At 66.1% G+C, this 26,998-nt stretch carries 25 protein-coding genes and 2 tRNA genes; 15 read left to right on the top strand and 12 right to left on the bottom strand.

Going from position 1 to position 26,998, the window contains the following annotated elements:
• Position 1 precedes the first annotated feature (1 nt).
• Positions 2-667, top strand: a complete 666-nt coding sequence (locus ACQPXH_RS26100) for a hypothetical protein (RefSeq protein WP_433599123.1) — start codon at positions 2-4, stop codon at positions 665-667.
• Between the two features lie 268 nt (positions 668-935).
• Here ACQPXH_RS26100 and ACQPXH_RS26095 read toward each other — a convergent pair whose 3' ends face one another.
• Positions 936-1,256, bottom strand: a complete 321-nt coding sequence (locus ACQPXH_RS26095) for an AzlD domain-containing protein (protein ID WP_433599122.1) — start codon at positions 1,254-1,256, stop codon at positions 936-938.
• A gap of 64 nt (positions 1,257-1,320) precedes the next feature.
• Positions 1,321-2,019: an AzlC family ABC transporter permease gene (locus tag ACQPXH_RS26090; RefSeq protein WP_433599121.1), complete on the bottom strand. Its 699-nt coding sequence runs from the start codon at positions 2,017-2,019 to the stop codon at positions 1,321-1,323.
• Positions 2,020-2,098: 79 nt separating this feature from the next.
• Here ACQPXH_RS26090 and ACQPXH_RS26085 point away from each other — a divergent pair, with 79 nt between their 5' ends.
• Positions 2,099-2,659 carry a helix-turn-helix domain-containing protein gene (locus ACQPXH_RS26085; protein ID WP_433599120.1) on the top strand — a complete coding sequence of 187 codons (561 nt, stop codon included), beginning with the start codon at positions 2,099-2,101 and terminating at the stop codon, positions 2,657-2,659.
• A 186-nt stretch (positions 2,660-2,845) separates the two neighbouring features.
• Here ACQPXH_RS26085 and ACQPXH_RS26080 read toward each other — a convergent pair whose 3' ends face one another.
• The gene (locus ACQPXH_RS26080) at positions 2,846-3,553 is read right to left on the bottom strand and encodes an HNH endonuclease (protein WP_433603584.1); all 708 of its coding nucleotides are present in this window, start codon (positions 3,551-3,553) and stop codon (positions 2,846-2,848) included.
• Between the two features lie 190 nt (positions 3,554-3,743).
• Here ACQPXH_RS26080 and ACQPXH_RS26075 point away from each other — a divergent pair, with 190 nt between their 5' ends.
• The 4 genes from ACQPXH_RS26075 (at position 3,744) to ACQPXH_RS26060 (ending at position 6,744) form a co-directional block, all read left to right on the top strand.
• Entirely contained in the window at positions 3,744-4,148 is a 405-nt protein-coding gene (locus tag ACQPXH_RS26075; protein ID WP_040687594.1) for a globin, read from the top strand.
• A gap of 134 nt (positions 4,149-4,282) precedes the next feature.
• Complete coding sequence (locus ACQPXH_RS26070; protein WP_433599119.1) at positions 4,283-5,887, top strand: glycoside hydrolase family 13 protein; 1,605 nt, start codon at positions 4,283-4,285, stop codon at positions 5,885-5,887.
• A gap of 130 nt (positions 5,888-6,017) precedes the next feature.
• The gene (gene ctaJ, locus ACQPXH_RS26065) at positions 6,018-6,293 is read left to right on the top strand and encodes an aa3-type cytochrome oxidase subunit CtaJ (RefSeq protein WP_433599118.1); all 276 of its coding nucleotides are present in this window, start codon (positions 6,018-6,020) and stop codon (positions 6,291-6,293) included.
• Positions 6,280-6,744 (top strand): DUF5130 domain-containing protein, encoded by a 465-nt coding sequence (locus tag ACQPXH_RS26060; RefSeq protein ID WP_433599117.1) that lies wholly within the window; start codon positions 6,280-6,282, stop codon positions 6,742-6,744. The genes ctaJ and ACQPXH_RS26060 overlap by 14 nt, the downstream gene beginning before the upstream one ends.
• Positions 6,745-6,883: 139 nt before the next feature.
• Here the strand turns inward: ACQPXH_RS26060 and pepN are convergent, their stop codons facing one another.
• The gene (gene pepN / locus ACQPXH_RS26055; protein WP_433599116.1) at positions 6,884-9,466 is read right to left on the bottom strand and encodes an aminopeptidase N; all 2,583 of its coding nucleotides are present in this window, start codon (positions 9,464-9,466) and stop codon (positions 6,884-6,886) included.
• 137 nt (positions 9,467-9,603) lie between these two features.
• On the opposite strand from pepN, the gene ACQPXH_RS26050 reads away from it, so the two are divergent.
• Positions 9,604-10,440, top strand: a complete 837-nt coding sequence (locus ACQPXH_RS26050; protein ID WP_433599115.1) for a phosphoribosylaminoimidazolesuccinocarboxamide synthase — start codon at positions 9,604-9,606, stop codon at positions 10,438-10,440.
• A 35-nt stretch (positions 10,441-10,475) separates the two neighbouring features.
• Here the strand turns inward: ACQPXH_RS26050 and ACQPXH_RS26045 are convergent, their stop codons facing one another.
• From ACQPXH_RS26045 to ACQPXH_RS26025, 5 genes are all read right to left on the bottom strand, one after another.
• The gene (locus tag ACQPXH_RS26045) at positions 10,476-11,219 is read right to left on the bottom strand and encodes an SDR family NAD(P)-dependent oxidoreductase (protein ID WP_433599114.1); all 744 of its coding nucleotides are present in this window, start codon (positions 11,217-11,219) and stop codon (positions 10,476-10,478) included.
• A gap of 90 nt (positions 11,220-11,309) precedes the next feature.
• Positions 11,310-11,786: an NUDIX domain-containing protein gene (locus tag ACQPXH_RS26040; RefSeq protein ID WP_433599113.1), complete on the bottom strand. Its 477-nt coding sequence runs from the start codon at positions 11,784-11,786 to the stop codon at positions 11,310-11,312.
• A 249-nt stretch (positions 11,787-12,035) separates the two neighbouring features.
• Positions 12,036-13,253 (bottom strand): RNA polymerase sigma factor, encoded by a 1,218-nt coding sequence (locus ACQPXH_RS26035; protein ID WP_433599112.1) that lies wholly within the window; start codon positions 13,251-13,253, stop codon positions 12,036-12,038.
• A 9-nt stretch (positions 13,254-13,262) separates the two neighbouring features.
• Entirely contained in the window at positions 13,263-13,661 is a 399-nt protein-coding gene (locus ACQPXH_RS26030) for a YciI family protein (RefSeq protein ID WP_433599111.1), read from the bottom strand.
• Between the two features lie 97 nt (positions 13,662-13,758).
• Positions 13,759-15,006, bottom strand: coding sequence for an NAD(P)/FAD-dependent oxidoreductase (locus ACQPXH_RS26025; protein ID WP_433599110.1), 1,248 nt, complete (start codon positions 15,004-15,006; stop codon positions 13,759-13,761).
• Between the two features lie 180 nt (positions 15,007-15,186).
• On the opposite strand from ACQPXH_RS26025, the gene ACQPXH_RS26020 reads away from it, so the two are divergent.
• The gene (locus ACQPXH_RS26020) at positions 15,187-15,831 is read left to right on the top strand and encodes a mycothiol-dependent nitroreductase Rv2466c family protein (protein ID WP_433599109.1); all 645 of its coding nucleotides are present in this window, start codon (positions 15,187-15,189) and stop codon (positions 15,829-15,831) included.
• A gap of 8 nt (positions 15,832-15,839) precedes the next feature.
• On the opposite strand, the gene ACQPXH_RS26015 is transcribed toward ACQPXH_RS26020, so the two are convergent.
• A complete protein-coding gene (locus tag ACQPXH_RS26015; RefSeq protein WP_433599108.1) occupies positions 15,840-16,982 on the bottom strand; it encodes a M48 family metallopeptidase in 1,143 nt (380 codons plus the stop codon).
• Positions 16,983-17,290: 308 nt separating this feature from the next.
• Between ACQPXH_RS26015 and ACQPXH_RS26010 the strand changes: the two genes are divergently transcribed.
• Positions 17,291-17,764 carry a ribose-5-phosphate isomerase gene (locus ACQPXH_RS26010; RefSeq protein ID WP_433599107.1) on the top strand — a complete coding sequence of 158 codons (474 nt, stop codon included), beginning with the start codon at positions 17,291-17,293 and terminating at the stop codon, positions 17,762-17,764.
• 73 nt (positions 17,765-17,837) lie between these two features.
• On the top strand, positions 17,838-18,653 hold the full coding sequence (locus ACQPXH_RS26005) for an Fpg/Nei family DNA glycosylase (RefSeq protein WP_433599106.1): 816 nt from the start codon (positions 17,838-17,840) through the stop codon (positions 18,651-18,653).
• Positions 18,654-18,782: 129 nt separating this feature from the next.
• On the opposite strand, the gene ACQPXH_RS26000 is transcribed toward ACQPXH_RS26005, so the two are convergent.
• Complete coding sequence (locus ACQPXH_RS26000) at positions 18,783-19,736, bottom strand: diguanylate cyclase domain-containing protein (RefSeq protein WP_433603583.1); 954 nt, start codon at positions 19,734-19,736, stop codon at positions 18,783-18,785.
• Positions 19,737-20,244: 508 nt separating this feature from the next.
• Here ACQPXH_RS26000 and ACQPXH_RS25995 point away from each other — a divergent pair.
• The 4 genes from ACQPXH_RS25995 (at position 20,245) to ACQPXH_RS25980 (ending at position 23,279) form a co-directional block, all read left to right on the top strand.
• Positions 20,245-20,318, top strand: a tRNA-Gly gene (locus ACQPXH_RS25995).
• A gap of 44 nt (positions 20,319-20,362) precedes the next feature.
• Positions 20,363-20,436: transfer RNA gene (locus tag ACQPXH_RS25990), tRNA-Pro, on the top strand.
• 56 nt (positions 20,437-20,492) lie between these two features.
• Positions 20,493-20,801, top strand: coding sequence for a hypothetical protein (locus tag ACQPXH_RS25985; protein ID WP_433599105.1), 309 nt, complete (start codon positions 20,493-20,495; stop codon positions 20,799-20,801).
• A gap of 495 nt (positions 20,802-21,296) precedes the next feature.
• Positions 21,297-23,279 (top strand): FAD-dependent oxidoreductase, encoded by a 1,983-nt coding sequence (locus ACQPXH_RS25980; protein WP_433599104.1) that lies wholly within the window; start codon positions 21,297-21,299, stop codon positions 23,277-23,279.
• 268 nt (positions 23,280-23,547) lie between these two features.
• Here ACQPXH_RS25980 and ACQPXH_RS25975 read toward each other — a convergent pair whose 3' ends face one another.
• A complete protein-coding gene (locus ACQPXH_RS25975) occupies positions 23,548-26,034 on the bottom strand; it encodes a phosphoketolase family protein (protein ID WP_433599103.1) in 2,487 nt (828 codons plus the stop codon).
• Between the two features lie 271 nt (positions 26,035-26,305).
• Between ACQPXH_RS25975 and ACQPXH_RS25970 the strand changes: the two genes are divergently transcribed.
• Positions 26,306-26,896, top strand: a complete 591-nt coding sequence (locus tag ACQPXH_RS25970) for an FKBP-type peptidyl-prolyl cis-trans isomerase (protein WP_433599102.1) — start codon at positions 26,306-26,308, stop codon at positions 26,894-26,896.
• The last annotated feature ends 102 nt before the right edge of the window (positions 26,897-26,998 follow it).

The following is a 26,998-nucleotide window of genomic DNA, read 5'->3' as shown; positions in this document are numbered from 1 at the left end:
GATGTCGGGACAGCGCGTCCTCGAGGTTTCCGATCCGGCTGAGCGGGAGAATCTGGCGACTTTTCTGAGCCGGGCCATTCGGCTGGATCCTGCGGCGATAGTGCGTATGCGCCGTCGCGGGGAGCGGTACGTATCCGCATGGGTGGCAACGGGTTTCGAGGCGCTCGCGGTGCGCACCGTGGTCGCCGAGCTCGGCGTCGACGATGTCACGGTCGGTGCCGACCTGGTGCTTGCCGGTTTGCCGTCCGGCAGTCCGATCGATCTCGGCTACTCGATGGATTCGGCCTGGCGCGGTGCGCTGCCGCCGGATGTCGGCTTCGAACATGTCGACGATGTGCCCGCCCGCACCCTCGTCGAACTCGCCGAACAGGGTGCGGCGCTGGCAAAGGAGCACGGCAGCAACCATGGCCCACCGGCCTCCCTACTGGACCAGACGGTACTCACCGTATCCGCGGCCGAGGCTCAGGTGCTGGTCCCGATGCGGGTCGTATTCGCCCTTACCGCAATGGATTTCATCCCACACTCCGGTGATAAGGCCGACCCGCGCCGCATTCCGCCCACCGAAATCGTTCGCGTCCGCGCCACCAAGACCTGGTTGCGTCTCGACGCACGCTACGGGTCTGTCGCCCGGCGTCAAGGTGGTGGAATCCCACTGACCCCCAGCTGACTCCGAGTCGTCGGTGCCGGTCGCGCGAATTTCGCCGTCTTCTATGGGGATTCGCACCCAGCGCGAAATCCGACACGGGTGGATCCCGAGAAAGGATGCGGCTGATCGCATTCGGCGTTGCCGACGGCGGTCTCCGCACCAGCCAGTGCCATTCCTCCACCCGCTTGGGATCGGGATCCTGCTCGCGGAGTCCTGAAAGACGTATCTGCCCTTTGCCGTAAAAGCGCACCATGAGTACCGGGTGTCCTTCGCGAGGAGCATGCGGAAGTCAGGCGACGCCTACCAGGCGCAGCAGGGCGGTGGTACCGGCCGCGGCCAGGATGACCACCAGCATCGGTTGGTTGCGCCATGCCAGCAGGCCACCGACCAAAACTCCTGCGGGCAAGGCGAATCCGAGGTGGTGGGAGCCGGTGGGCAGGGTGGTGACGGCGACCATCGCGGCCAACAGCACGACGGCGCCGATCTCCAGGAGTCTTGTCGCTCGCTCCGGGAACCGGATGCGGTTGCGCAGAGCGGGACCCGACGAACGGAAGGCATAGGTTCCGGCCGACAAGGCACCCATGGCCGCCAGCAAGATCGGTGTGCTCATACCTGCCCCTCGTCGGTGCGCGGCTGCGTCATGTCACTCGCGGCTACGTTGTCGTCGCGCTCGCTCATGATGCCTGTGCCTCGCCTGGCGTTTCGCTACCCCGTTTCGAGATCGCGAAAAACAGTCCCGAAAGCGCCACCAGCACAGGCATTCCCGCAGGCAGAAACGGTGCACTGGCCACAGCCGCGATCGCCCCGATCAGGGCCGCGCGCAGCGTGCCGCGTGCTCGCAAGGCGGGCATGATCAGCGACAACAGCACCGAAGGGAACACCGCGTCCAACCCGATCGCACCGGTATCGGGCACCACCGTCCCGATCAGCGCACCGATCGCCGCACCACCCGGCCACGCGATGAGCACGCCCAACCCGCTCAACCAATACGCGGCCCGCCGTCGCGCCACATCGGGCTGGGCCAGTGCCAGCGCGACGGATTCGTCGTTCATCACATGCACCCCGATGCGCCGCCGCCATCCGGTGCCGACCACATCGGGCACCGACAGTCCGTATGGCAGATGCCGGGCATTGACCAGCAATCCGGCCAGTACCGCCGCGATCGGGCTGCCACCGGCGGCCATGATCCCGATGAACAGGAACTCCGCACCACCCGCGAGCACCACGACCCCGAGCACGATCGGTACCCAGAGCGGAAACCCGGAGGTGACAGCGGTCGCACCGTAGGAAACGCCGATCAGCCCGACCGCGAGCAGTACCGCCGCGATCCCGGAGAGGGTGTCCCGATCGAGTGTTCGCCATATCGAACGCATGTAGCTTATAGTGAACATGGCGGGACGATTCGTCAATATGGTTCTCTGTTGGGCGGCCGGTTACTTGACGGGAGCGGAAATGGAGCAGAGTTCGACAGCGCCGCAGGCGGTGATCGCCGCTGCCCTGCGCCGCGAACGCACCCGCGCCGGGCTATCGCTCACCGAGGTCGCCAACCGCGCGGGTGTGGCGAAATCCACACTGTCCCAACTGGAATCCGGCACCGGCAATCCGAGCCTGGAGACCTTGTGGGCGCTGTGCGTCGCCCTGGATATGCCCTTCTCGCGGCTGCTCGACCCGCCGCGGCCCACTGTTCACGTCATCCGCGCGGGGGAGGGGCCGGTGGTCGCCGCCGCCGAGTCCGAGTACCGTGCAACGCTGCTGGCGGCCGGTCCGGCCAACTCCCGCCGCGATCTGTTCCGCATCACGTCCGAACCCGGCCATGCGCGCAAATCGGAGCCGCATATCCCGGGCGTGGTCGAGCACGTGCTCCTCGCCAATGGACGCGCGCTCGTCGGCCCGATCGACGCACCCGTCGAGCTAGCGCCCGGCGATTACATCGCCTACCCGGGCGACGCATCACACGTCTTCGAAGCCCTCGAACCCGACACTTGGGCAACGCTGGTCGTCGAATACACATGACCGGCTCGTCCGAATCCTGACGATCATCGGGCTGTCGAATTCCGGCCCGGCGACGACCCCCCAGAACACATCGCTGCCGCACCGCCATGAAGGGGCGACGGCGACATCCTGGTCGTCACGACCTCCGGCCGGGCATCTTGCCTGAGGCCATGCGAAATCCGCTCAGGCCACGCATACTTCGAGGCTTCAGGCAGCGCCCTCGCCCAGATACTGCAACCACACCGGATCCAGCTCGGAGGTCGTGGACAACAGCCGCCAATGCGGCCCCTTCGGCGAAACCAGCGGCGAACGCAATGTCCACCCGAGCTCGCTGAGCAGCTTGTCGGCCTTGCGGTGGTTGCACGGCGCGCAGCTGGCGACGCAGTTCTCCCAGGAATGCTCGCCGCCGCGGCTGCGCGGGATGACGTGGTCGATGGTCTCCGCCTTCCCACCGCAATAGCCGCAGCGGTAGCGGTCGCGATGCATGAGGGCGGCACGGGTCATCGGGACGCGCGCGCGATAGGGCACGTGCACATAGCTGCGCAGCCGGATAACGGAGGGAATCGTGACTGCGGATTCGGCGGAATGCACCACCGAACCCTCGGGGTCGTGGTGGACGGTGTCGGCTTTATCGCAGATGAGAAGTACGACGGCGCGGCGCGCGGACAGTGCGGTGAGCGGCTCGTAGGTGGCATTCAGAAGCAGCACCCGGCGCTTCAACCAGCTGGCGGCCTCGTTCTGGACGGGTGTGAGGTGTGGAATGTGGTGAGCAGGCTCACCGGTGCGATGGGCACCCGGATGGTGGTCGGACAAGATGTGCAGCGGAGTAGCCCCCGACCCACGATTGTGGACGTCGGCGGGCTGGAGTTGTCGGTGCGTCCTGGCCTCATGTGATCGGCCGTGCCGCTGCTTCATGGTGACCCCGGTTTCTTCGTAATCAAGATCATGTGGTATCTCGGCAGAGACTGCCACCCAGTTGACCATGGAACGCCTGCTATTGCACGGTGATTTCGCACAATGTCGGATGAACTGTGGTTGAAGGGCCGCCCGTTCGTAACGCGGGCACAATGGACGGCGGCACATTGGCCCCGATCGAGAGGACCTGATGAGTTCCGGCGAGCAGACAGCCACGTCGTTCTACGAGGCGATCGGTGGTGCGGAGACATTCCAGCGGATCGTCGCGGCGTTCTATCGCGAGGTGGCGGCCGATGAGGTGCTGCGCCCGCTGTACCCGGAGCAGGACCTCGGACCGGCCGAGCGGCGCCTGCGCATGTTCCTGGAGCAGTACTGGGGCGGGCCGCGCACCTACTCCGACGAACGTGGGCACCCGCGGCTGCGGATGCGGCATATGCCGTTCAAAATCGGTCCGGTGGAGCGCGACGCGTGGCTGCGCTGCATGCACATCGGCGTGGCGGAAATCGAACCGGAAATTCTGGACGACGAACATCGCAAAGCATTGCTCGACTATTTGGAGATGGCGGCAAATTCGCTGATGAATGCGGCCTGGTGAGATCATCTCGTCCAGTTGCAGGGTCAGCGCCGGGGTTTCGGCTGAGGTTATGCAACGCTGAAAATTTGCCTGATGTCGCAGAACATAGTTGAGCCTGGGCGAATTCACCGAAAATATTTGGCACTATTGCGGATGTGACTGATACACCTGCCGTGCCGGTATCGGTGGATCGCACCGACCAACCTTGGTGGCGGTCGGCCGTGTTCTACCAGGTCTATCCGAGATCCTTCGCTGACTCCGACGGTGACGGGATCGGCGATCTCGGTGGAGTTCGCGAGAAGCTCGGCTACCTCGAACTGCTCGGGGTGGACGCGCTCTGGATCTGTCCGGTGATGCGATCGCCGATGGCCGACGGCGGCTATGACGTCGCCGATCCGCGCGATATCGACGCGCTGTTCGGCGGTATGGCGGCGATGGACGAGTTGATCGCCGAGGCGCACGACCGCAATCTCAAGGTCACCATGGACCTGGTGCCGAACCACACCAGTGACCAACATCCGTGGTTCGCTGCGGCACTGGCCGCAGCACCCGGCAGCCATGAACGCGAGCGCTACATCTTCCGCGACGGCCGCGGACCCGACGGGGCCACACCGCCGAACAACTGGCCGAGCATCTTCGGCGGACCCGCGTGGACCCGGATCACCGAGGCAGACGGCACCCCCGGCCAGTGGTACCTGCACATTTTCGCGCGCGAGCAACCCGATCTGAACTGGCAGAATACCGAGGTCGCCGCCGATTTCGAGCAGACGCTGCGATTCTGGCTCGACCGCGGCGTCGACGGCTTCCGCCTCGATGTCGCGCACGGCATGGCCAAACCGGACGGACTGCCCGATATGGTGCGCGTCGATACCAAGATGCTCGTGCACGACGACAGCGACCCGCGCTTCAACAATCCCAATGTGCACGAGATCCACCGCCGCATCCGCAAGGTGCTCGACGAGTATCCGGACGCCGTCTCGATCGGCGAGGTATGGGTCGACGACAACATCCGATTCGGCGAGTACGTCCGACCAGACGAACTGCACCTGGCCTTCAATTTCCGTCTCGCCGAGGCGGAGTTCGCCGCCGATCCGGTGCGGGCCGCCATCGACAATTCGCTCGCGGCCGTCGCGCCGGTGGGCGCCTCGCCCACCTGGACCCTGTCCAACCACGACATCGAGCGCGAGGTCACCCGCTACGGCGGCGGTCCGGTCGGGACGGCGCGGGCGCGGGCGATGATCATGGTGGAGTTGGCGCTGCCCGGTGCCGTGTTCATCTACAACGGTGCCGAACTCGGACTGCCGAATGTGGACGATCTGCCCGAGGCGGTGCTGCAGGATCCGGTCTGGGAACGCTCCGGACATTCCGAGCGCGGACGTGACGGCTGCCGGGTGCCGATTCCGTGGGAGGGCGCGACGCCGCCGTTCGGCTTCACCACGGCCGGGCAGTCCTGGCTGCCGATGCCGCCGGAATGGGCGTCGTCATCGGTCGAGGCGCAGTTGGAGGCGCTGGGCTCCACGCTGTCGCTGTACCGCTTGGCGATCGAATTACGCGGTGTCCGACCGGAATTCGCGGGTCCGCGGATCGAGTGGTACGGCAGTCCGGCGGGTTGCCTGGCCTTCCGGCGACCGGGTGGACTGGTCTGCGTGCTGAACGCATCCCCGGTACCGATCTCCCTGCCGCCGGGCGATGTCCTGCTCGTCAGCGCCCCGCCGGTGAACGGACAGCTGCCCGCGAATGCCGCCGCCTGGCTGGTGTGAGCGAGCGCAGCGAAGTGACAGCGCGCACCGCGCACGACGGAGCCGAGTGCTGGCGAGGCGCAGTCGTGAGCGGACAACACGAGTTCGACCAGAGCGCGAACTACTACAGAGGATCGTCTACCTTTGTTCCGTGAGCATTCTCGAGACAGTGCTGATCTTCCTCGGCATCCCGCTGGTGATCTACGGCGCGATCGCCGGATTGTCGTTTCTCGGCAAGCCACTGCCCGGCGAGAAGCCGGTCCACTTCGATCTCGGTCAGAAGTGGACCCAGCCTCCCGTGCTGTGGAGTGCTACCGACGAGGTGACCGGATCGGGTCACCACGCTGAGTCATCGCATGGGCACCATGCGGCAATCGAATCCACCGGCGTGGAGCTGATCGGAGGCCGGGCAAGTGGCAAGTTCTAATTGGCCCGCGGTAGTCGAATCCGAACTGCCGCACGGCTCGGTGGTCACCAGCAGCGGCCGCGTCTCGGGTGTGCACGAGGCCGGTGCGGTGTTCAAGGAAGCCCCGTTCAGCGATGACGAGCGGCTCACCATTGACAATGTGCTCACCGAGGCGACCCGCGCGACCAAGGTGCGCTTCAACATCTACATCGGCGATCTCGGCGCGGATCCGGCCGCCGGTGCGGACGCGGTCTTCCCCGCGACCCCCGAGGCCGCGCGTTCGGTGCTCATCGCGGTTTCGCCCAATGACAAGGCCATCGAGGTGCGCTCCGGCCACGAGGTCGCCGATCGCGCCAACGACCGCGTCTGCCAGCTCGGCGTCACCGCCGCACTGAGCTCGTTCCGACAGGGTCAGCTCATCGACGGCCTGGTCTCCGCGGTTCGCGTGATGGCCGCCGCCATCGGTCGCTGATCCAGTAGTCGCACTCCGCGTGTTCCGGCGCGTTCACCGCTGCGGTGAACGCGCCGGTTGCGTTTCGGCTGTCGAAACGTGAAGAGGGCGCGCGCATCACGATGGATGGCACGCCCTCGTCTCAGCGTCGCGAGAACATTCAGTCCTGGGCGTCGAAGGCGCGGGCGCGCAATGAGCGTTCGATGCCCGCCTTGCCCTCGATCACCAGGCGGCGCAGCGCAGGCGGATGGTCGTCGGCGAGGAACTTGTCCGCCGTCGCGACGGCTTCCTCGCTGATCGCCCAGGCGGGATAGAGCCCGATGACCACGGTCTGCGCGACCTCGCTGGAGCGGCGCTCCCAGACGCCGGGGACCTCGGCGAAATATCGCTCCACGTAAGGCGTCAGCAGCTCACCCTGGCCGTTGGGCGCGAAGCCGCCGACAATCGAACGGGCGGTGATATTCGGGACAGAATCGTCGGACATCACCGTCGTCCAGGCCTGTTCCTTCACCTCGGCGATCGGGCGGGCCGTCGCCGCGGCCGCGGCGTGCCGCTTACCCGCCGCGGTCGGATCGTTGGACAGCTCCGTATCGATCGTGGGGGTGGCGAGCCCTTCGGCGTCGATCTCACCGGCGGCGGCGAGCGCGGTCACCAGCCGCCACCGCAGATCGGTGTCGACGATCAGGCCCGGGAGGCCGACCTTCGCCGGATCGCCGTCGAGCAGTTCACCCAGCACCTCGGTGTGCCAGTCCGACAGCTTGGCGCCGGTGAGTGCGTTGACGAAGGCGAGTTGGTGGTCCGAACCCGCCTCGGCCTCGCGAGCGAGCTCCAGCAGCCGGTTGGCGTATGCGGGCCAGCCGGTGGTGGCGGCCCATTCCGGATCCGCGTAGCTGCCGATCGCGGTGTTGGCCTGCATCAGGAGTCGTTGCACCACACCGATTTCGGATTCGGCGCCGATGCCGCGCTGGACCAGGGCGACGAAATCGCGGGCCCGGAATTCGGCCTGCCTGGTCATCTCCCAGGCGGCCGACCAGGCCAGCGTGCGGGGGAGCGGTTCGGCGATATCGGCGATGCGGTTGACCAGCACGTCGAGCGAATCGGCATCCAGGCGCACCGAGCAGTAGGTGAGGTCGTCATCGTTGACCAGCACGAACTTGCCGCGTGGCACGCCGGCCAACTCGGGGACGTCGGTGCGCTCGCCGGCATCGAGATCGAGCTCGACGCGTTTGGTGCGCACCAGCTTTCCGTCCTGGTCGTCGTAGACGCCGACGGCGAGGCGGTGGACGCGACGTTCGCCCGCACCAGGTGCCGCACCCTCCTGCACCACGGCGAACGAGGTGAACTTGCCCTCGGCGTCGACCTCGAAGTCCGGCCGCAGGATATTCAAGCCGGTGGTCTTGAGCCACTGCGCGCCCCACCCGGACAGGTCACGGCCAGAGGACTGCTCCAGCGCCGACAGCAGATCGTCGAAAGTGGCATTGCCGTAGGCATGTTCGGTGAAGTAGGCGCGCAGACCCGAGAGGAACGGCTCCAGACCGACATACGCGACGAGCTGCTTGAGCACGGAAGCGCCCTTGGCATAGGTGATTCCGTCGAAGTTGACCTCCACCGCATGCAGGTCCGGGATATCCGCGGCAATGGGGTGAGTGGAGGGCAGCTGGTCCTGGCGGTAGGCCCAGGACTTCTCCACATTGGCGAAAGTGGTCCAGGCACTTGTGTATTCGGTCGCCTCGGACTGGCACAGCACCGAGGCGAAGGTCGCGAACGATTCGTTCAACCACAGGTCGTCCCACCACTTCATGGTGACCAGATCGCCGAACCACATATGCGCCATCTCGTGCAGTACGGTTTCGGCGCGGCGCTCATACGAGGCACGGGTCACCTTGGACCGGAAGACATAGTCCTCCAGGAACGTAACGGCACCGGCGTTCTCCATCGCGCCCGCATTGAACTCCGGGACGAACAGCTGGTCGTACTTGCCGAAGGCGTACGGCACACCGAAGTTGTCGTGGTAGAAGCCGAATCCCTGCTTGGTCTCGGTGAAGAGGCGCTCGGCGTCCATATGTTCGGCGAGCGAGGAGCGGCAGTAGATGCCGAGCGGGATGGTGCCGTGATCGTCGGTGTAGGCGTCGGTCCATTCCGCGTACGGGCCCGCGATGAGTGCGACCAGATAGGTACTCATCCGGGGGGTGGTGCGGAACAGGTGTTTGCCGGGGTCGGCGATGAGCGTATCGACCGCGGCGGCGTTGGAGATCACCTTCCAACTCGGTGCGGCGGTGACGCTGATATCGAAACTGGCCTTGAGATCCGGCTGATCGAAGCAGGCGAACATGCGCTTGGCATCGGCGGTTTCGAATTGCGAGTACAGGTAGACCGCGTCATCGGTGGGGTCGACGAAGCGGTGCAGGCCCTCACCGGTATTGGAGTATTCGCAGTCGGCCTCGACGACGAGTTCGTTGCGCTCGGCCAAACCGTTGAGCGTGATGCCCTTGGCTTCGTCGTAGTCGGTGACGTCGATCGGCGTGCCGTTGAGCACGGCGGAGCGGACCCCGCGGGCGACGATATCGATGAACGTGCCCGCGCCCGCGGTCGCGGTGAAAGTGACCGTGCTGCGGGAGAAGAAGGTCTGCTCGCCCGGCTGCCCCGCCCCGTCGGTCAGGTCGAGCTCGATGCGATAGTTCTCGACCTGCACTGTCGAGGCGCGTTCGATCGCCTGGTCGCGAGTCAGGTTCGGTGCGGACATTGGACTCCTTCGTGGTTCGAAGAACATGCACGGGCGGCCCCCGGGCGGGCACAGCACTCACCACAATGCCACCTCGGTAAGGTTGCCCGCGCGGGACTTTTCCCCTGAACCCTAGCGACCAGGATCGGAGCTGCGACGTGAAGCACATCCACGCCGGAAAGGTGCGCGACCTCTACGAGGACGGCGAGACCCTGCTGCTGGTGGCGTCGGACCGGGTTTCGGTCTACGACGTGGTGCTACCGACGCCGATCCCGGAAAAGGGAGCGCTGCTGACTCAGCTGTCCAACTGGTGGTTCGAATTCTTCACCGATGTGCCCAACCATGTGGTCTCCGCGACCGATGTGCCCGCGGAATTCGCCGGGCGCGGCATCCGGGTCAAGCCGCTGAAGATGGTGCAGGTCGAATGCATCGCGCGCGGCTATCTGACCGGGTCGGGGCTGAAGGAGTACCAGCGCACCGGGACGGTTTCCGGCGTCGCACTGCCGCGCGGTCTGCGCGATGGCGACATGCTGCCCGAGCCGATCTTCACCCCGACCAGTAAGGCCTCCGAGGGCCACGACGAGCCCATCACCTTCGCTGATGTGGTGAATCAGGAGGGCCGCGAGGTCGCCGAGCAACTGCGTGACCGTACTCTGCGGATCTACACCCGCGGTGCCGCGCACGCCGCCGTTCGTGGGGTCATAGTCGCCGACACCAAGGTCGAATTCGGTTGGGACGGCGACGTTCTCACCCTCGGCGACGAGGTGCTGACCTCCGACTCCTCCCGCTTCTGGCCCGGTGCCGAATGGGAGCCGGGGCGTCCCCAGCGTTCCTTCGACAAGCAGTTCGTTCGCGATTGGGCCACGTCCACGGGGTGGAACAAGGAGTACCCGGGTCCGGAGATCCCCGCGGAGATCGTGGATGCGACTCGGCAGAAGTACATGGAGGCATACGAGCTCATCACGGGGCAGCGCTGGGTCGACGCGCCCCGCTGAGGTCTGGTGCGCCACTATGACCGTCTGGGCGGGTCTCAGAGGAAGCTTCCGCCGCCGTTGACCGCGATCGTCTGTCCGGTGAGGAAACCGTTGCCGATGATCATGAGTGCCGCCTGACCGATCTCTTCGGGTGTGCCGATGCGGCCGACCGGCAGACGGTCCGCGACACCCGATTCCTTCAGTGGCACGGCCATTTCCGTGTCGATGAGTCCAGGTGCTATGGCATTGACTGTGATCCCATCGGCGGCAAGACGCGCCGCGTAGCCGCGCGTCAGACCCTCCAGACCCGCTTTGGACGCGTTGTAATGCACACCGACGCTGCCCGCTCCACGAGCCGCCACGGACGAGACGTTCACAATCCGTCCCCAGCCTCGCTTCCGCATGCCGGGGGTTACGGCCTGGGTGCACAGGAACGCTGACTTCAAATTGACCGCCAGCGTCTCGTCGAAGTCCCTTTCGGTGATGTCGTCCACGCTGCGGATGGTGGCGATACCGGCATTATTCACCAGCACGTCGATCGGACCGAGCTCGGAGCTGACCCGCTCGGCCATCGCCTCCACCTCGGCCCGCACGGCAACGTCTGCCCGCACCGCGATCGCTGTGCCCTCGGCCCGTTCGATCTCGGCAACCGTCGCGGCTGCCTCATCTTGCCGATGGCGATAGTTGACAGCAACTACCGCCCCAGCGCGGGCCAGCGCCTGCGCGATGCCGCGACCGATGCCTCGGGATCCGCCGGTGACCAGAGCGACACGGTTGGCGAGCATGATGCGTTCGTCCATGACAGCGAACGTAAGCCTTGGAGTGCGCTCCAAGTCAAGAGATCGTGTCCGGAACTCCTGAATCGCGGGCTGTGCAGTTTGTTGGACCGGTCAGGCGAGGTGTTCGGCTAGGCGGTCGAGGTAGGGACGTTGGCCGGTACCGAGCTTTTCCCGGGCGGTGGGCAGGTCGAACCAGGCGGCGCGGTCGATTTCGGGGAAGGTGGCGAGGCGACCGGATTTGGGTGGCCATTCCATTTCGAAGGTGCCGGGGACAACTGCGGATGGGTCCAGATCGCCTTCGACGGCCCAGACGGTGAGGATTTTGGTGGATTTGCCACTGCCATAACGGACTTCGCCCAACGGCACTCGCTCGCACGCAGGCACGGGCAGCCCGAGTTCCTCGAGGAACTCCCGCGCCGCGGCCACCTCGGCACTCTCGTGCTCCGGCTCGTACTCACCCTTGGGAATCGACCAGGCACCCGCATCCTTCCGCGCCCAAAACGGTCCACCCATATGCCCGATCAGCACCTCGACATCACCGGAGTTCCGCCGGAACAATAGAATCCCAGCACTGAATTTGCCTGCCACACCAAGCAGTCTGCCGTCTCCAGCCGTCCCGGCGCACAAGACACGACGGGTCCGCGAAGGTGCGGGCCTGAGATCTATTCACGCTCCCGCCCGCCTGGGTGCGCTATTCGCCGCGGTGCCGCCCCTCCCGTTCACGTTCCGAACGTTCACGTTCGCGCTGCCGGATAGTCTGCGCCGTGCAATCGAAGCTCGCGGCGCTGGAGTCCGGCGCCATCCGCGAGACGCGGATCTGGCATACCCACAATTGGGTCAGGCGTCGTGGCGGAGGTGTGCGGCGCGGAGGGTGAGGTAGTCGCGTTCGGGGGTGCTGGTGGTGTGGTTGGCGGCGGACGTGTAGCAGGTGATGGCCGCGGCGAAATCGCCTGCCATTTCGTGTAGGTGGCCGCGGACGGCGTCGAGGCGGTGATTGCCTGCCAGCTGGTCGTCGAGGGTGTCGGTGAGTTCGAGACCGGCGGCGGGGCCGTGCACCATGGCGGTCGCGACGGCGCGGTTGAGGGTGACCATCGGGTTCTTCGCGATGCGCTCGATCATGTTGTACAGGGCCAGGATTCGTCGCCAGTCGGTGTCCTCGGCACGCGGCGCCTCGGCGTGCAGTACGGCGATCGCGGCCTGGATCTGGTAGGGACCGGTGAGACCCGAGGCGAGTGTGCTGGTGGTCAACGTGATGCCCTCGACGATCAACGTGCGATCCCACAGTGCGCGGTTCTGTTCGGCGAGCGGAATCAATTCGCCGTGCGCACCGGTGCGTGCGGCGCGGCGGGAGTCGGTGAGCAGCATGAGCGCCAGTAGCCCGGTGACCTCGGTGTCGCCGGGGAGCAGCCGATGGATCGACCTGGTCAATCGGATCGCCTCGTTCGAGAGGTCGGTCCGCTGTAGGTCGGGTCCCGCGGTGCTGGTGTGCCCCTCGTTGAAGATCAGGTACAGCACATGCAGCACCGCACCGAGCCGCTCGTGCCATTGCGCGTCACCGGGCCGGGCGAACGGTCGTTCGAGCGTGGCCAGCTTCTTCTTCGCACGCGTAATCCGTTGCGCCATGGTCGCTTCCGGCAGCAGGAAGGCATTGGCGATCTCCGCCGTGCCGAGCCCGCCGACCGCACGCAATGTCAGCGCGATGGCACTCGCGGACGACAGCGCCGGATGGCAGCAGAGGAAGAACACGGCGAGCGTATCGTCACGATCGACGGCCTCGGCATCGGGCACATCGCGCTCGAAAACCGTTGTCTCCCTGCGTCGCCGGGCCACCTCGGCGCGCACCGTATCGACCACCCGCCGCTGCGCGACCTGGATCAACCACGCGCGCGGATTATCCGGCAGTCCATCAGCGGGCCATTGGGTCGCCGCCGCGAGCATCGCCTCCTGCAGTGCGTCCTCGGCGGTGTCGAAATCGCCGGATCGGCGTACCAACGTGCCGAGGACCTGCGGCGCGAGTTCGCGCAGCAGGTCCTCGATGGGCGGCGCTCCGTGCATGAACAACTATCACTCGGTCGCTGGGGCACCCATCACCGCGCGCACCTCGATGTACTCGCCGATCGGCTTACCGCCCGGTCCGGGGGCCGCCGACGCCTGTGCGGCGATTTCCAGTGCACGCTCCGGACTTTCCACATCGACAATCCAATATCCGGCCAGGAACTCTTTGGTCTCCGGGAACGGCCCATCGGTGACGACCGGTGCCGAGCGCCCGTCCGAACTGACCAGTCGTGCCTCGTCCGGCCCGGCCAGGCCCTGTGCGTCGACCAGTTCACCGGTCTTGGCCAGCTCCGCGCCGAGCGCCCGCTGGAAGTCCATATGCGCCTTGATCTCCTCCGGCGTCCACTCGGTGATCGGGACGTCGCAGCTGGCGGCAGGCCCATAGGTCTTGAGCAGCATGTATTTCATTTCCGGTCTCCTAGCCCGCGGTGCGCCCCTGCGGCGCGCTCGCGATGAGGTCGGAGCTGGGTGCGCCGATTCGACGCGTCCACGATAGTGATCCGCATCACAGTGGTGCGGAGGTATCGGCAAGCTGTTCCGGATCGACCTGCTGACCGATCAACTCCTTGATCCGGTCGGTCACATCCCAGATGTTCACATTCATCCCCGCCAGCACCCGGTTCTCGGCATCGAGCCAGAATGCGACGAACTCGCGCTTCGCCACATCACCGCGCACGACCACCCGTGCGTACTCACTGGTCGCGGCGTATCCGGTGTACTCCATGCCCAGGTCGTATTGGTCGGTGAAGAAGTACGGCAGGCGCTCGTAGGAAGCCGACTTGCCGAGCATGGTCTGCGCCGCGACGGCGGGCTGATTGAGCGCATTCGCCCAGTGCTCCACCCGAATTCGACGTCCGAGTACCGGATGCTGTGCGTCGGCGATATCGCCGACCGCCACGATGTCCGGGTCGCTGGTGGCCAGGCTCGCGTCGACGAGTACGCCGCCATCGGTCGCGAGCCCCGCGTTCGCGGCCAGTTCGATATTCGGCCGTGCGCCGACCGCGACGAGTACCGCATCGCCCTCGATCACGGTGCCGTCGGTGAGTCGGACGCCGCTCGCCCGCTCCACCCCTCCCTGACTAGCGGTGATTGCCCCGGCCTGATGAGTGGTGATCGCCTCGACCTGCGCGCCGAATCGCAGGTCGACGCCGTGGTCGCGGTGCAGATCCGCGAAGACCTCACCCATTTCGGGGCCGAGCGCCGCCAGTAGTGGCAGTTCGGCGGATTCGACAATGGTGACCTCGACCTGGGCGGCCCGCGCGGCCGAGGCGACCTCGAGCCCGATCCAGCCCGCCCCGATGATGACCAGCCGCCGGGCCGAGCCGAACAGCTCGATCAGGCTGTCGGAATCGCCGATGGTGCGCAGCGTGTACACCTCGCGCGCATCCATGCCCGGAATCGGCAGGCGGCGCGGTGTCGAGCCGGTCGCGAGTGCGAGCTTGTCGTAGCCGAGTGTCGAACCATCCGGCAGCGTCACGGTTTTCGCGCTCGGATCGATCGCGCCGACCTCGGTGCCGAGCCGGACGTCGATATGGTGATCGCGGTACCACTGGCCCGGATCGACGGTGAATTCCTCGAGTGATTTCTTGCCTGCCAGATGTTCCTTGGACAGCGGTGGTCGCTCATAGGGCAGGTATTCTTCGGCGCTGATCAGCGTCACGGTTCCGGCGAAATCGTTGGCGCGCAGTGCTTCCGCGAGTTTAGCCGCGGCCAGCCCGCCGCCGACGATGACGAAATGCTGATCAGAGGTCATTACGGACTCCTTGTCGAGAGGGAACCTGACGCCTGCGTGTCACCCTACTGGGACCCCGGGCCGCCTTTCGGAAAATCGGGTGTCCGGTCCGGGAACGAATCGCGCGCCCGCGTGGTTGGCCACGGATAGTGGCGCGGCGAACCCGCGCGTTACGAGCGTGCGATGGAGAGGAACAGCTCTGTGAGCGAGACGACCACCAAGAACGTTGCCGATTTCTGGTTCGACCCGCTGTGCCCCTGGTGTTGGATCACCTCCCGCTGGATTCTCGAGGTCGAGCAGGTCCGCGATATCGAGGCCCGTTTCCATGTGATGAGCCTGTCGGTGCTGAACGAGGGCAAGGAGGGGCTGCCGCCGCAGTACGAGGAGTTGCTCGCCACCGGCTGGGGTCCGGTCCGGGTCGCGATCGCCGCCGCGCAAGCCCACGGTGACAAGGTGCTCTCCCCGCTCTACACCGCGATGGGCACCCGCATCCACAACCGTCGCGAGGAGTACGAGCGCGACTCCCGCGAGGAATCCCTCGCGGCGTTGATCGCGGATTCGCTCGCCGAGGCGGGCCTGCCCGCCGAACTCGCCGCTGCCGCCGAGAGCACCGAATTCGACGAGGCGCTGCGCAAGAGCCATCACGAGGGCATGGACAAGGTCGGTCCGGATGTCGGCACCCCGACCATCCACATCAACGGCAATGCCTTCTTCGGTCCGGTGCTGTCGCGCATCCCGCGCGGCGAGGAGGCCGGGAAGCTGTGGGATGCGGCGGTCACGCTGGCCGACTACCCGCACTTCTTCGAGTTGAAGCGGACCAGGACCGAGGATCCGTCCTTCGACTGACCGCGGACCTACGGCACGGGTTTCGGCGGCAACGCCGGAACCTCGCCGTAGCTGCTCGGGTATGGACCGGCCGGTGGCGCACCGGCTGGTCGGTTCGGTCGCCAGAACAGCTTGCCGTGCCTGCTGCGGTCGCGCAGTGCCCACATGCGCCAGGTCAGCACCGGATGCGAGGACATGGCATTGCTGATCCAGACGAAGAAGCCCTTCTCGACCGTGGCCCGATCGGCCATCTCATCGAAGCCGACCAATTTGTTCAGGTACTTGCCGGCCGCGAGGGTGCCCATGGCACCCGGTGCGCCGACGTGCCGGTTGCAATAGCCGTGGTTGTCGGCGGTGTACTCCTGGGATCGGATCAATGAGCTGCCGATGATCGGCAGCGACGGTGCCACGAACATGCCGAGCTGACGCCAGTACGACGTGTGCCCGGCCGCGATATGCCCGACCTCGTGACCGATGATGAAGGCGAGAGCCTCGGGTTCGCGTGCGGCGCCGCCGATTTCGAACAGATCGCTGTAGACCGCGACATAGCGGCGGAACCCGTGACCGGAGGCGAAGGCATTGATCTGGCCGTTGCCGAGCACGACATAGGCATCTGGCACCTTGGCCATCCCGAACCGGGCCGCCGCCTCGACCACCAGCTGATAGCCCTCCGGAAACTGGGTCGGCGACATCTTGACGCCGTTGACCCGCATGGCCGCGTAGCCCATACCGCGCAGGAACCACACCACGATCGGCGCGAAGACCAGGATGATCAGATAGATATTCGGCTGCGTCCCATCCAGTACGAGATCGATGCACACCGCCACCGCGATCAGCATCGCGAACGTGGTGATCACACAGACGACGACCAGCAGCGGAATCTCCCACGGATGCCGTGCGGGCATGCCGAACGGGGACAGGCCGCGCGGCTGCCGCTGCGGGGGCGTACCGGGCGGGACCGGAGCCACGCCGTATCCGGACGGCGCGGGTCCGTAGTGCGGTGTGGGGAATCCGGGGTACGGCGCGGCGGGGTATTGCGGCGACGATGGGTACTGCGGCGAATTGTGCGCAGTGGCGGTCGCGTCCTGAGCCTGCGCCCATCCGCTGAGAGCGGAATAGGGATCGGCGGGTTCGCCCGGCTGCTGGGGCGGCTGGGAGTCTTGCGGCTGCATGCGAAGAACTCTATTCATTTGCTGGGGACGAGGTTCGGCGCTGTCGGCGTGCGGTCGGTACCGGTGGCCGCGAACACCGCTGACATACTTGTCGATTCGCCACGGTGGCCAGTGGTGTTAATGCCCGGCGGTGTGGACGGCCGCGCCCCGGAGCCATCGGCAACGGGAACTTCTGCTGTCAACGATCGCTTTGCGGGTCCGTTGCCACGAGGGAGCACAATCCCGAGTCGACGGTGTCGCCAGGTGCACTATGACAGTGGTGCCGCCCACCGGGCGGCACGCGAAACACGCCTGACACAATCGCAGCCATGCGCGTATACCTGGGTGCCGACCATGCCGGTTTCGAACTGAAGAATCATGTCAAGGCCCATCTGGAGCAGGCGGGCCACGAGGTCGTCGACTGCGGCGCCCTCGAATACGACGCACTCGACGACTACCCCGCCTTCTGCATCGAGGCTGCCCGCCGCACCGTCGCCGATCCGGGCAGCCTCGGGCTGGTTTTCGGCGGCAGCGGCAACGGTGAGCAGATCGCCGCGAACAAGGTGCCCGGCGCCCGCTGCGCCCTGGCCTGGAGCGTGGAGACCGCCCAGCTGGCCCGTGAGCACAACAATGCCCAGTTGATCGGCATCGGCGGCCGCATGCACTCCACCGAGGAGGCGCTGGCCATCGTGGACGCGTTCGTCGCGACCAAGTGGTCCGAGGAGCCGCGCCACCAGCGCCGCATCGACATCCTGGCCGAGTACGAGAAGACCGGTGTGGCCCCGGCTGTTCCGGCTTACTGACGTGTAATCCGTCGTCCCGCAATGCGACCCGGGTGTGTCGGGTCGCATCGGCGGCGGAACAGAGAGGATGTCCGTGCCTGAGGGGCATACGCTGCATCGGCTCGCACGGCTGCACCAGCGACGCTTTGCCAGGGGAGTGGTGCGCGTCTCCAGTCCGCAGGGCAAGTTCGCCTCCGGTGCCGCGCGCATCGACGGACAGGTGCTGACGCGAGCCGAGGCCTGGGGCAAACACCTTCTGCACCACTACGAGTCGGGTCTGGTGGTACATGTGCATCTCGGGTTGTACGGGGTGTTCACGGAGGTGCCGCTGCCGATGGGGGAGCCGGTCGGCCAGGTGCGGATGCGGATCGTCGGTGACGCGTCGGCCGATGACCGCCGGTACGGCACCGATTTACGCGGCCCGACCGTCTGTGAGGTGTACACCCACGCCGAGGTGACGGCGCTGACCGAGCGGCTCGGCCCGGATCCGCTGCGGCGCGGCGCCGATCCCGAACGGGCCTGGCGTCGAATTCATCGCTCGCGCAGGTCCATCGGCGCACTGCTGATGGACCAGCAGGTGCTCGCCGGCGTCGGCAATGTGTATCGCGCGGAACTGCTTTTCCGGCACGGTATTTCGCCACACCGACCAGGCACCGCGCTCATTGCCGACGAGTGGGACGCGATGTGGACCGATCTGGTCGCGCTGATGCGAGTGGGCGTTCGAGTCGGCAAGATGGTCGTCGTCCGCCCCGAACACGACCACGGCGAACCTTCCTACGCGGCCGACCGCCCACGCACCTACGTCTACCGCCGCCCCGGCGGCCCCTGCCGCCTCTGCGGCACCCCGGTCGCACACACCGTGCTGGAGGGGCGAAACCTCTTCTGGTGCCCCACCTGTCAGGCCGGCTGAACCTCAGCGCTACCGGAAGTAGCGGTGCACCATCTGGGCGATGCGGACCGGCTTGTCGGCGCCTTCGCGTTCCATGACGGCGTCAGCTGACCGGAGGGCCCTCTGGGGTGACCCGGGGGCATGTTTCGATCAGCCTGCGACGGCCTTGATTTCGGGTTTATCGGAGTCGGCGAGGGCGAAGCGGCGACCGCCCGCGGTCTTCGCCGAATACATCGCGCGATCGGCGCGACGCAGCAGATCGGTGAAATCGCAGGAGTCGCCCGGCGGACAGTATGCGGTGCCGACACTGGCCGAAACCGGCACCGGACCGGCCGTCGACCACACCGGATCCCGCAGCGCGGCCACGATCCGATCCGCGATTTCGCCGAGCGTGTTGTGCAGCGGGTTGGTGGCGAGCACGAATTCGTCACCGCCGTAGCGGCAGATGACCGTATCCGGCGGGCAGATCTCGCGCAGCCTGCGGGCCAGCTCGACGAGCACCTCGTCGCCGACGGCATGTCCGTAATTGTCGTTGATCTGTTTGAACCGGTCCAGGTCGATCAGCAGCAGACCGACGCCGCGGTTCGGATCGGCCGCCATCAGCCGCACCTTGTCCTGCAGCAGCGTCCGGTTGGCCAGATCGGTGAGCGCGTCATGGGTAGCCTCGTGCCGCAGCCGATGCTGTAGCGCGGCGATCTCCTGTACCCGCAACGACACCGCGGCCGAAATGTGTTGCTCCTGCTGGGCCAGCGCCCGCTCCTGCAGCGCCTGGGCATAGCTGTCGATGGCCTGACTGGCCACCAGCGGCCAGCGCGTGGCAACCAGCGACCCGGGCGCCCCCGCCGGGAAGCCGAGTAGCCAGCGGGTGGCCTGGGCCAGCATTCTGGTCCGTTCGAACGGCGCCTCGACCAGCCGCGCCCCCAAGTTCCGCGCCTCGGGCACCGGGAAGGGCTCGGACCTGGCCAGCAGCAGCAGCCGCTCGATGATTTCGACCAATACCGGCTGCAACTGTTGTGGTGACGCGTGTGATCCCGGTTCCGCGCAGACCGCACGCGCCCACGCGCCTGCCATCTGCCTTACGGGTGGCTCGATATCCGCAGACATCGCACTCACCCGCTACCGGTGATGTCGGTACCCGGGTGCCCTGTTCCCACGCAGGTGCCGGCGTCGCCCCGCTCGTTCCCACTGCTATGCGGTTGTGTCCACCTCGCTTGGTGCACGCTCACCGCCCCCTTTCCAGATACCCCCGTCCGGCAAAAAGGATCCTAGCAAGCCACTCGGCACTGAAAAACGCCGTTTTATAACGAGTTATCGTTACCTCGCGAATGGCGATCGGGTATGTCATCGCTGTCCCACCGCCGGCGTTACACATCAATTTTGTTCGCCGGAAAGTCGCGGACCGACATGCCGACAGCACGCCGAAACGGAAGGTTTCCGGCTCACTCACCGGTTCGACTCGTTCAGTGATAGCGACCTGCTACCGTTGACCGGATCGCGGCCGCATCGGCCCGATGGACGCTCTGGTGGGGGCTGATTGGCGTATCCGAGGCCCGATTCGGTACAGTCGGTTCGCACACGACATCGTGGCGATCCCATCAGATGTCGTATGCCTGCGGGTGTAGTTCAATGGTAGAACCTCAGCCTTCCAAGCTGATGGTGCGGGTTCGATTCCCGTCACCCGCTCCACGCAGGATTCATCCTCGTCGGCACCGTCTTTCGCCGCGAGGCCACGGGGTGTAGCGCAGCTTGGTAGCGCATCCGCTTTGGGAGCGGAGGGTCGCAGGTTCAAATCCTGTCACCCCGACAGAAGCAGCAAGTGGGGGCTCGGGGAGGGGTGAGGGCGGAATCCCGTTCCCTCTCTTGGGCATCGTCGGTCCGGTGATGTTCGAGAGGATTCAAATGCCAGCACCGTTGGAGGATCGGGTAACCAACCTCGAGACGCTCGTGGCCGCGTTGACGATGCGGCAGGCGGAGGTGACGGCGAAAGCTGGTTCGCCGACCGACCTCGCCGCGTTGGACGCGAAGGTGGCGCGCGACCATGAGGCGGTTATCGAGGAGATCGGCAGTCTCAGGACCGAGATCAATGGTCGGTTCGCCGATGTTGATTGGAAGTTGGATCGCATCCTGAGGGCGCTGGGAGGCGCTGGCGAAGCTGAGGACGATCGGTAGTCGGAATAGTTTGCTGGTAATCGCACCCGTAGATAGCCAGCGCTTCGCCCGGGGGTTGTTCCGGTGTCGAGAAAGTTCGGTGATGTCGAGGATTGTCGGATTGCGCGGCGGTCCGCCGGTAGGCGGGGCCTGGAATCTCGTGCGGCGCTTGATGCGTCGCGTCCTCGCGCACCGGATTGTCGGTGGTGGCGCACAGCGCGGTTCTTGATCTCGAGCAGTGCGAACCACGGTGAGATCGTGGGGTTCCGCCACGGACAGTGATGAATTGTGCTAGGCGCGTAGGCGTATTCGGGGAGTGTGGCGCTGGTTGGCGGGCGGACCGCTCGCGGCGCGGCCACACACCCTGGGCAGTGAACTCGGCTGCTCACGTGGCAGCACCCGATGCCGACGCTTCCCCGATCTGGGAATGCTGAACCGACGTGCAGACAGTCGCGTGTGCTGGCAGGGAACGGTCGGGGCGATCGTCGGCGGATTCGACGCCGATAGGTTAAGTTAATGACCGTTCTGTTTTCGAGTAGGAGAACGATGGCGTTGACCCTCGCCGAGCGCACGACGCTCGGGCTCATTTGCGACACCTTCGCGCCGGGGGACGGTGCGGAGTTGCCGTCCGCGTCGAGGTTGGGAGCAGTCGATGCCGTCGAGCAGTTGCTCGCACGGAACCCGAGTGCCGCGGAGCGTCGCGCCTTCGAAACCCTGCTGCGCGTATGGAATTCCCGCGGCTTCGGGCTGCTGATCGGGGCGGGTCCGCGCAGGTTCGCCGATCTCACCCAGGACGAACGCGAACAGGCCATGGTGCGACTCGGCAGCTCCCGGCTGGGCCGCAAGCGCGCGGTCTTCCAGGCGCTCAAGGGTGCGGCGTTGACGGCCTACTACGCCACACCGGGCTCGACTGGGACCAATCCGGCCTGGCGGGAGATGGGATTTCCGGGACCGCTCGGCGCTTTCACCGATGCACCGAAGCCCGCCCTTGCTCCGGTGCGTCCGACTGGTGATACGACCCTCGACTGCGATGTGGTGGTGGTCGGATCCGGTGCGGGCGGTGGCACCGCGGCGGCGGTGCTCGCGGCGGCCGGGCTGGATGTCGTGGTCGTCGAACGCGGCGGGTACTACGACGACGCGGACTTCGGCTCCGGCGAACTCGCCGGACTGCTGAACCTGTACGCCCCGGGCCCGGCGACCACGCAGGAGGGGCAGCTCGGCCTGGTCGCCGGATCGTGTCTCGGCGGCGGCACGGTGGTCAACTGGACCACCTCGTTCCGCACGCCCGACGATGTGCGCGAGGAATGGGCGAGCCTGGGCGCCGAGCAGTTCGCGGCCGACGAGTACACCGAGGCGCTGGACGCGGTGGTGGCCAGGCTCGGTGTCAACGGTGACCACTCCGGTGCCTCCGGGCGCGATACCGTCTTGGAACGCGGACTGCACGCATTGGATTGGCATGTCGATGCGATGCCGCGCAATGTGCGCGATTGTGATGCCGGAATCGAGTGCGGCCGTTGTGGTTTCGGATGCCGTATCGGGGCGAAACAGTCGGTGACCAAGACCTGGCTCGCCGATGCCGCCGAGCACGGTGCCAGGCTACTGATCGATACCGAGGTGCGCACGATCACGCTGCGGGATGGCGGCGCCAGTGGGGTCGAGGCCGTTACGTCGCAGGGCGACGCGGTCACCATCCGAGCCCGCGCGGTGGTCGTCGCGGCCGGTGCGATCCAGACACCGGCGCTGCTGCGTCGCTCCGGCATATCCGGCCGGAATATCGGCCGCTACCTGCGACTGCATCCGGCCACAGCGGTCTTCGGCACCTTCGACGAGCAGCTCCGGCCGTGGGAGGGCGGCATGCAGACGCGGTACTCCTGCGAGCATCGTGACCTCGACGGCCACGGGTACGGCGTGATCTATGAGACCGGGCCTTTGACGCCCGGCATGACGGTCGGGTTTCTGAATTGGACCGGTGCGGCGCAGCATCGGGCGATCATGCACAACCTCGCACACACCGTCGCCGTTGGTGTCATCACTCGGGACCGCGACCACGGTACGGTATCGGTCGACCGTGCGGGCGATGCGGTGGTCCGCTACCGCCTGTCCGGATACGACCAAGCGCATATGCATGCCGGAATCGCGGGTGCGGCAAGGATTTTGGAAGCAGCAGGGGCGCTCCGGATCTTCTCGGGGCACCAGTCGGGACCGGTCTACGAACCCGGTGTCGCGGGCTCACACGACAGATTCGTCGCCGAATGTCTGCGCGCCGGTTACGATCCCGGCCGTTGCGCGATGGGTGCGCTGCACATCATGGGCTCGGCACGCATGGGCGGCTCGCGCGCGGATTCGGCCACCGATCCGGACGGCGTGGTCTGGGATGCGCCGAATGTCGTTGTCGCCGACGCCTCCTGCTTCCCGACCTCGTCGGGGGTGAACCCGATGGTCAGTATCGAAGCCATCGCTCATATGAACGCGTCGCGGCTGGCCGCGCGACTGACCTGAGCCCTGCCCGGCCGGTCAGCAGGCGCGATATGCCGGAGGCCGCACCTGAGACAGGGGTGCGGCTGTCGCTCGGTCGGCGATCAACGGGAGCCGATGCGCGACCGTCGCGGTGACGTCCTTGCCGGTCGAATAGGACAGTGCCATGGAGTCGGCCCGCCACCGCCGGTCGCTATCTGCCCACCCGGCCCAGATATCAGGTGATCGTCAACAGCATCTTGCGATCGTCGCCGAGCCGCACACCGCACGCAAGGAAGTTTCGCGGGGCTTATCAAAGACTGATGTTCGGCCAGGTCCAGTCGGCGACCGCTGGAATGTCCTCGCCGTGTTCGCGAGTCCAGGCGCGGGCCTTCCAGCGGGCGTCGACCATCTCCTGTCGCAGTCCCGCCGCCTTCTCCCGCAAGGTCGGCACTCGGTCGATCACGTCCATGACCAGGTGGTACCGGTCCAGATCGTTGAGCATCACCATATCGAAAGGTGTTGTTGTGGTGCCCTTTTCCTTGTATCCGCGCACGTGCAACTCGCTGTGGTTGGTGCGCTGGTAGGTGAGTCGGTGGATCAGCCACGGGTACCCGTGGAATGCGAAGATCACCGGCCGGTCGCGGGTGAACAGTGTGTCGAACTCGCTATCGGACAGGCCGTGTGGATGTTCGTCCGATGGTTGCAGCCGCATCAGGTCGACCACATTCACCACTCGCATCCGCAGTTCCGGCAGCCGCGCACGCAGAATCGCCGCCGCCGCGAGCGTTTCCAGCGTCGGCACATCTCCGGCGCAGGCGAGTACGACATCGGGCGTGGTGCCGAGATCGTCGTTCTGTCCGGCCCAGCCCCAGATTCCGGCACCGCGCGCGCAGTGCATCGCGGCATCGGAAACCGAAAGCCAGTCCGCCTGGGGCTGTTTCCCGGCGACCACCACATTGACGTAATGCCGTGAACGCAGACAGTGATCGTAGGTCGACAGCAGCGTATTCGCGTCCGGTGGCAGATACACCCGCACGATCGATGGCTTCTTGTTCAGCACGACATCGAGGAATCCGGGATCCTGATGGGTGAAGCCATTGTGGTCCTGTCGCCAAACATGCGATGACAGCAGGTAATTCAGGCTCGCGATGGGTCGCCGCCATGACACCGCCGCACTCGCGTCCAGCCATTTGGCGTGCTGATTGAACATCGCGTCGATGATGTGGATGAAGGCCTCGTAGCAGGTGAACACCCCGTGCCTGCCGGTCAGCAGATATCCCTCGAGCAGCCCCTGGCACATATGCTCGGACAGCACCTCGATCACCCGTCCGGTGCGGTCGAGATCCACATCGAATTCACCGATTTCGGCCTGCCAGTCACGACCGGTGACCTGCAGAATGTCCTGCAGCCGATTGCTCGCCAATTCGTCGGGGGCGAAGGTCAGGAAGTTGTCCGCATTGCCCGCGGTGACATCGCGCAGCCACGCGCCGAGCACCCGGGTCGCCTCGTGCTGTGTCGCGCCCGGCTCACGCACTTCGACGCCGTAGGACCGCCAATCGGGCAGCCGCAGATCCCGAACAAGCATGCCCCCATTGGCAATTGGATTCGCGCTCATCCGCCGATCGCCATCGGGCACCAGGTCGAGCAGCGCCGCTTGCGGCCCGCCCGAGGCATCGAAGAGCTCCTCAGGCTGATAGGACCGCAACCACTGTTCGAGCACCGCCCGATGTCCGTCATCGGTACGCGCGGCCGCCAGCGGTACCTGATGTGCTCGGAAGGTGCCCTCGACCGGATCGCCGTCGACCACCGGCGGGCAGGTCCATCCCTTCGGTGTGCGCAGCACGATCATCGGCCAACTCGGGCGCGCCCCATCGGTTCCCGCGCGTGCGGTCCGCTGAATCTCCGCGATGCGATCCAGCGCGGTGTCGACAGCAATGGCCATTTCCTGGTGCACGTTCGCGGGATCGCTGCCCGCGACGACGATCGGCTCATAGCCGTATCCGCGCATCAGCATCAGCAATTCCGATTCCGAAATGCGCGCCAGGATGGTCGGATTGGCGATCTTGTACTGATTCAACGCGAGGATCGGCAGCACCGCACCGTCGCGCGCCGGGTTGACGAATTTACCGGCATGCCAGCTGGTGGCCAGCGGGCCGGTCTCCGCCTCACCGTCGCCGACCACGCAGAACACTGTCAGATCCGGATTGTCCAGCACCGCCCCGAACGCGTGCAGTAGCGAATAGCCCAGCTCACCGCCTTCGTGGAAGGAACCGGGCGTCTCCGGCGCACAGTGACTCGGCACCCCGCCCGGGAAGGAGAACTGGGCGAACAGCGCGCCCATCCCGGTCTCGTCCTGGGGCACATGGCTATACAGCTCGGAGTACGTTCCCTCCAGCCACGCACAGGCATTCGGCCCCGGTCCGCCGTGTCCTGGTCCGGCGACGAAGACCGCATCGAGATCTCGCTGCCGGATCGCCCGATTGGCATGTACCCAGACCAGATTCAGGCCGGGCACGGTGCCGAAATGTCCGAGCAGCCGCGGCTTGATGTGTTCGGCCCGCAGCGGTTCGCGCAAGAGCGGATTGCTCATCAGATAGATCTGGCCGACCGCCAGATAATTCGCGGCCCGCCACCACGCGTCGAGCGATTCCAGTTCCGCGCGATCGAGCGGGCCCGGTGCCTCCGCGAGCCGATACGGCCGGGGAGCGACGGTCGCGCCGCCGCTGCGTTCGACGCCGCCGCTGTTTTCGACATTGTCGGCCGAGGTATCGCCCCCAGCGCTGGCTACCTGTGTCATGCTCGACTCTCCTCACATTCGGGCATCAGCGGCGGCACCCGGAGGGACCGCCGGTTACCGGGTCCTGCGCGGTTGCCGACGTCGATTGATAACGCCGGATGGAGAATTCACAGCCAGCCTACCTACGCGGGCGCGCGCCGATCGGTTCTTACGGTCTCGCGTCCGCGAAGGTCCGTCTGGTGCCGGAAGTCACCCGATCCGGTGCCATCCGTCGTCGCGCTATCGGCGGGTGGTTGGGCCGAGCGAGTCGCGGTGGATTATGGTCCGCCGCATGCAAACACTGCGCAGGATCATCGGTATCGGCACCATCGCCGCGGCGACATTCGCGCTGGCCGCCTGTGGTTCAGACGATGACAAGGGCTCGTCCGCCACCAACTCTGCCGCCACGTCATCGGCCGCAGCGGCATCGGCGCAGCCCACCTTCGGTCAGCTGCCCGCGCAGAACACCGGCGCCGAATGCACCGCCGACGACATCGTGGTGGTCGGCGGCTTCGGTGCGACGCCGAAGATCACTATCCCGGACACTTGCACCCCGCCGACCCAGCTCCTGGTCAAGGATCTCGTTCCAGGCAGCGGTCCCGGTGCGGTCGCAGGTCAGCCGCTCACCATGAACTACACGTTGATCACCTGGTCGGATAAGAAGAAGCTGGACAGCTCGTTCGACCGCGGCAAGCCCTTCCAGCTCACGCTCGGTGCCGGACAGGTGATTCCGGGTTGGGAGCAGGGGCTGGTCGGCGTGCAGGCGGGCGCGCGGCGGCTGCTGATCATCCCGCCGAACCTCGGGTACGGCGCGGGCGGCAATGGCATCAAGCCCAACGAAACGCTGGTCTTCGTCACCGACGCGGTCGGCGTCGGCAAGTAATCGCAACGCGTAGTCCGCGGCGGTGGTGCTGCCTGCAGCCCGCCGCGACGGGTCAACTAACCTGGTCGAGATACGCACGTTGAGCCGTGCGGCGATTTCGCT

This window comes from Nocardia sp. CA-135953 (assembly GCF_050955735.1).
In the GTDB taxonomy this organism is placed as follows: domain Bacteria; phylum Actinomycetota; class Actinomycetes; order Mycobacteriales; family Mycobacteriaceae; genus Nocardia.
Note: the sequence above shows the minus strand (reverse complement) of the source record. Positions and strands in the feature narration are given on the sequence as shown.

Coding starts and splice junctions, on each gene's coding strand:
- ACQPXH_RS26100 (WP_433599123.1), top strand. CDS start 2: ATGTCGGGACAGCGCGTCCTCGAGGTTTCCGATCCGGCTGAGCGGGAG.
- ACQPXH_RS26095 (WP_433599122.1), bottom strand. CDS start 1,256: ATGAGCACACCGATCTTGCTGGCGGCCATGGGTGCCTTGTCGGCCGGA.
- ACQPXH_RS26090 (WP_433599121.1), bottom strand. CDS start 2,019: ATGCGTTCGATATGGCGAACACTCGATCGGGACACCCTCTCCGGGATC.
- ACQPXH_RS26085 (WP_433599120.1), top strand. CDS start 2,099: ATGGAGCAGAGTTCGACAGCGCCGCAGGCGGTGATCGCCGCTGCCCTG.
- ACQPXH_RS26080 (WP_433603584.1), bottom strand. CDS start 3,553: ATGAAGCAGCGGCACGGCCGATCACATGAGGCCAGGACGCACCGACAA.
- ACQPXH_RS26075 (WP_040687594.1), top strand. CDS start 3,744: ATGAGTTCCGGCGAGCAGACAGCCACGTCGTTCTACGAGGCGATCGGT.
- pepN (WP_433599116.1), bottom strand. CDS start 9,466: ATGTCCGCACCGAACCTGACTCGCGACCAGGCGATCGAACGCGCCTCG.
- ACQPXH_RS26045 (WP_433599114.1), bottom strand. CDS start 11,219: ATGGACGAACGCATCATGCTCGCCAACCGTGTCGCTCTGGTCACCGGC.
- ACQPXH_RS26035 (WP_433599112.1), bottom strand. CDS start 13,253: ATGCACGGAGCGCCGCCCATCGAGGACCTGCTGCGCGAACTCGCGCCG.
- ACQPXH_RS26030 (WP_433599111.1), bottom strand. CDS start 13,661: ATGAAATACATGCTGCTCAAGACCTATGGGCCTGCCGCCAGCTGCGAC.
- ACQPXH_RS26025 (WP_433599110.1), bottom strand. CDS start 15,006: ATGACCTCTGATCAGCATTTCGTCATCGTCGGCGGCGGGCTGGCCGCG.
- ACQPXH_RS26015 (WP_433599108.1), bottom strand. CDS start 16,982: ATGCAGCCGCAAGACTCCCAGCCGCCCCAGCAGCCGGGCGAACCCGCC.
- ACQPXH_RS26010 (WP_433599107.1), top strand. CDS start 17,291: ATGCGCGTATACCTGGGTGCCGACCATGCCGGTTTCGAACTGAAGAAT.
- ACQPXH_RS26000 (WP_433603583.1), bottom strand. CDS start 19,736: ATGTCTGCGGATATCGAGCCACCCGTAAGGCAGATGGCAGGCGCGTGG.
- ACQPXH_RS25980 (WP_433599104.1), top strand. CDS start 21,297: ATGACCGTTCTGTTTTCGAGTAGGAGAACGATGGCGTTGACCCTCGCC.
- ACQPXH_RS25975 (WP_433599103.1), bottom strand. CDS start 26,034: ATGACACAGGTAGCCAGCGCTGGGGGCGATACCTCGGCCGACAATGTC.
- ACQPXH_RS25970 (WP_433599102.1), top strand. CDS start 26,306: ATGCAAACACTGCGCAGGATCATCGGTATCGGCACCATCGCCGCGGCG.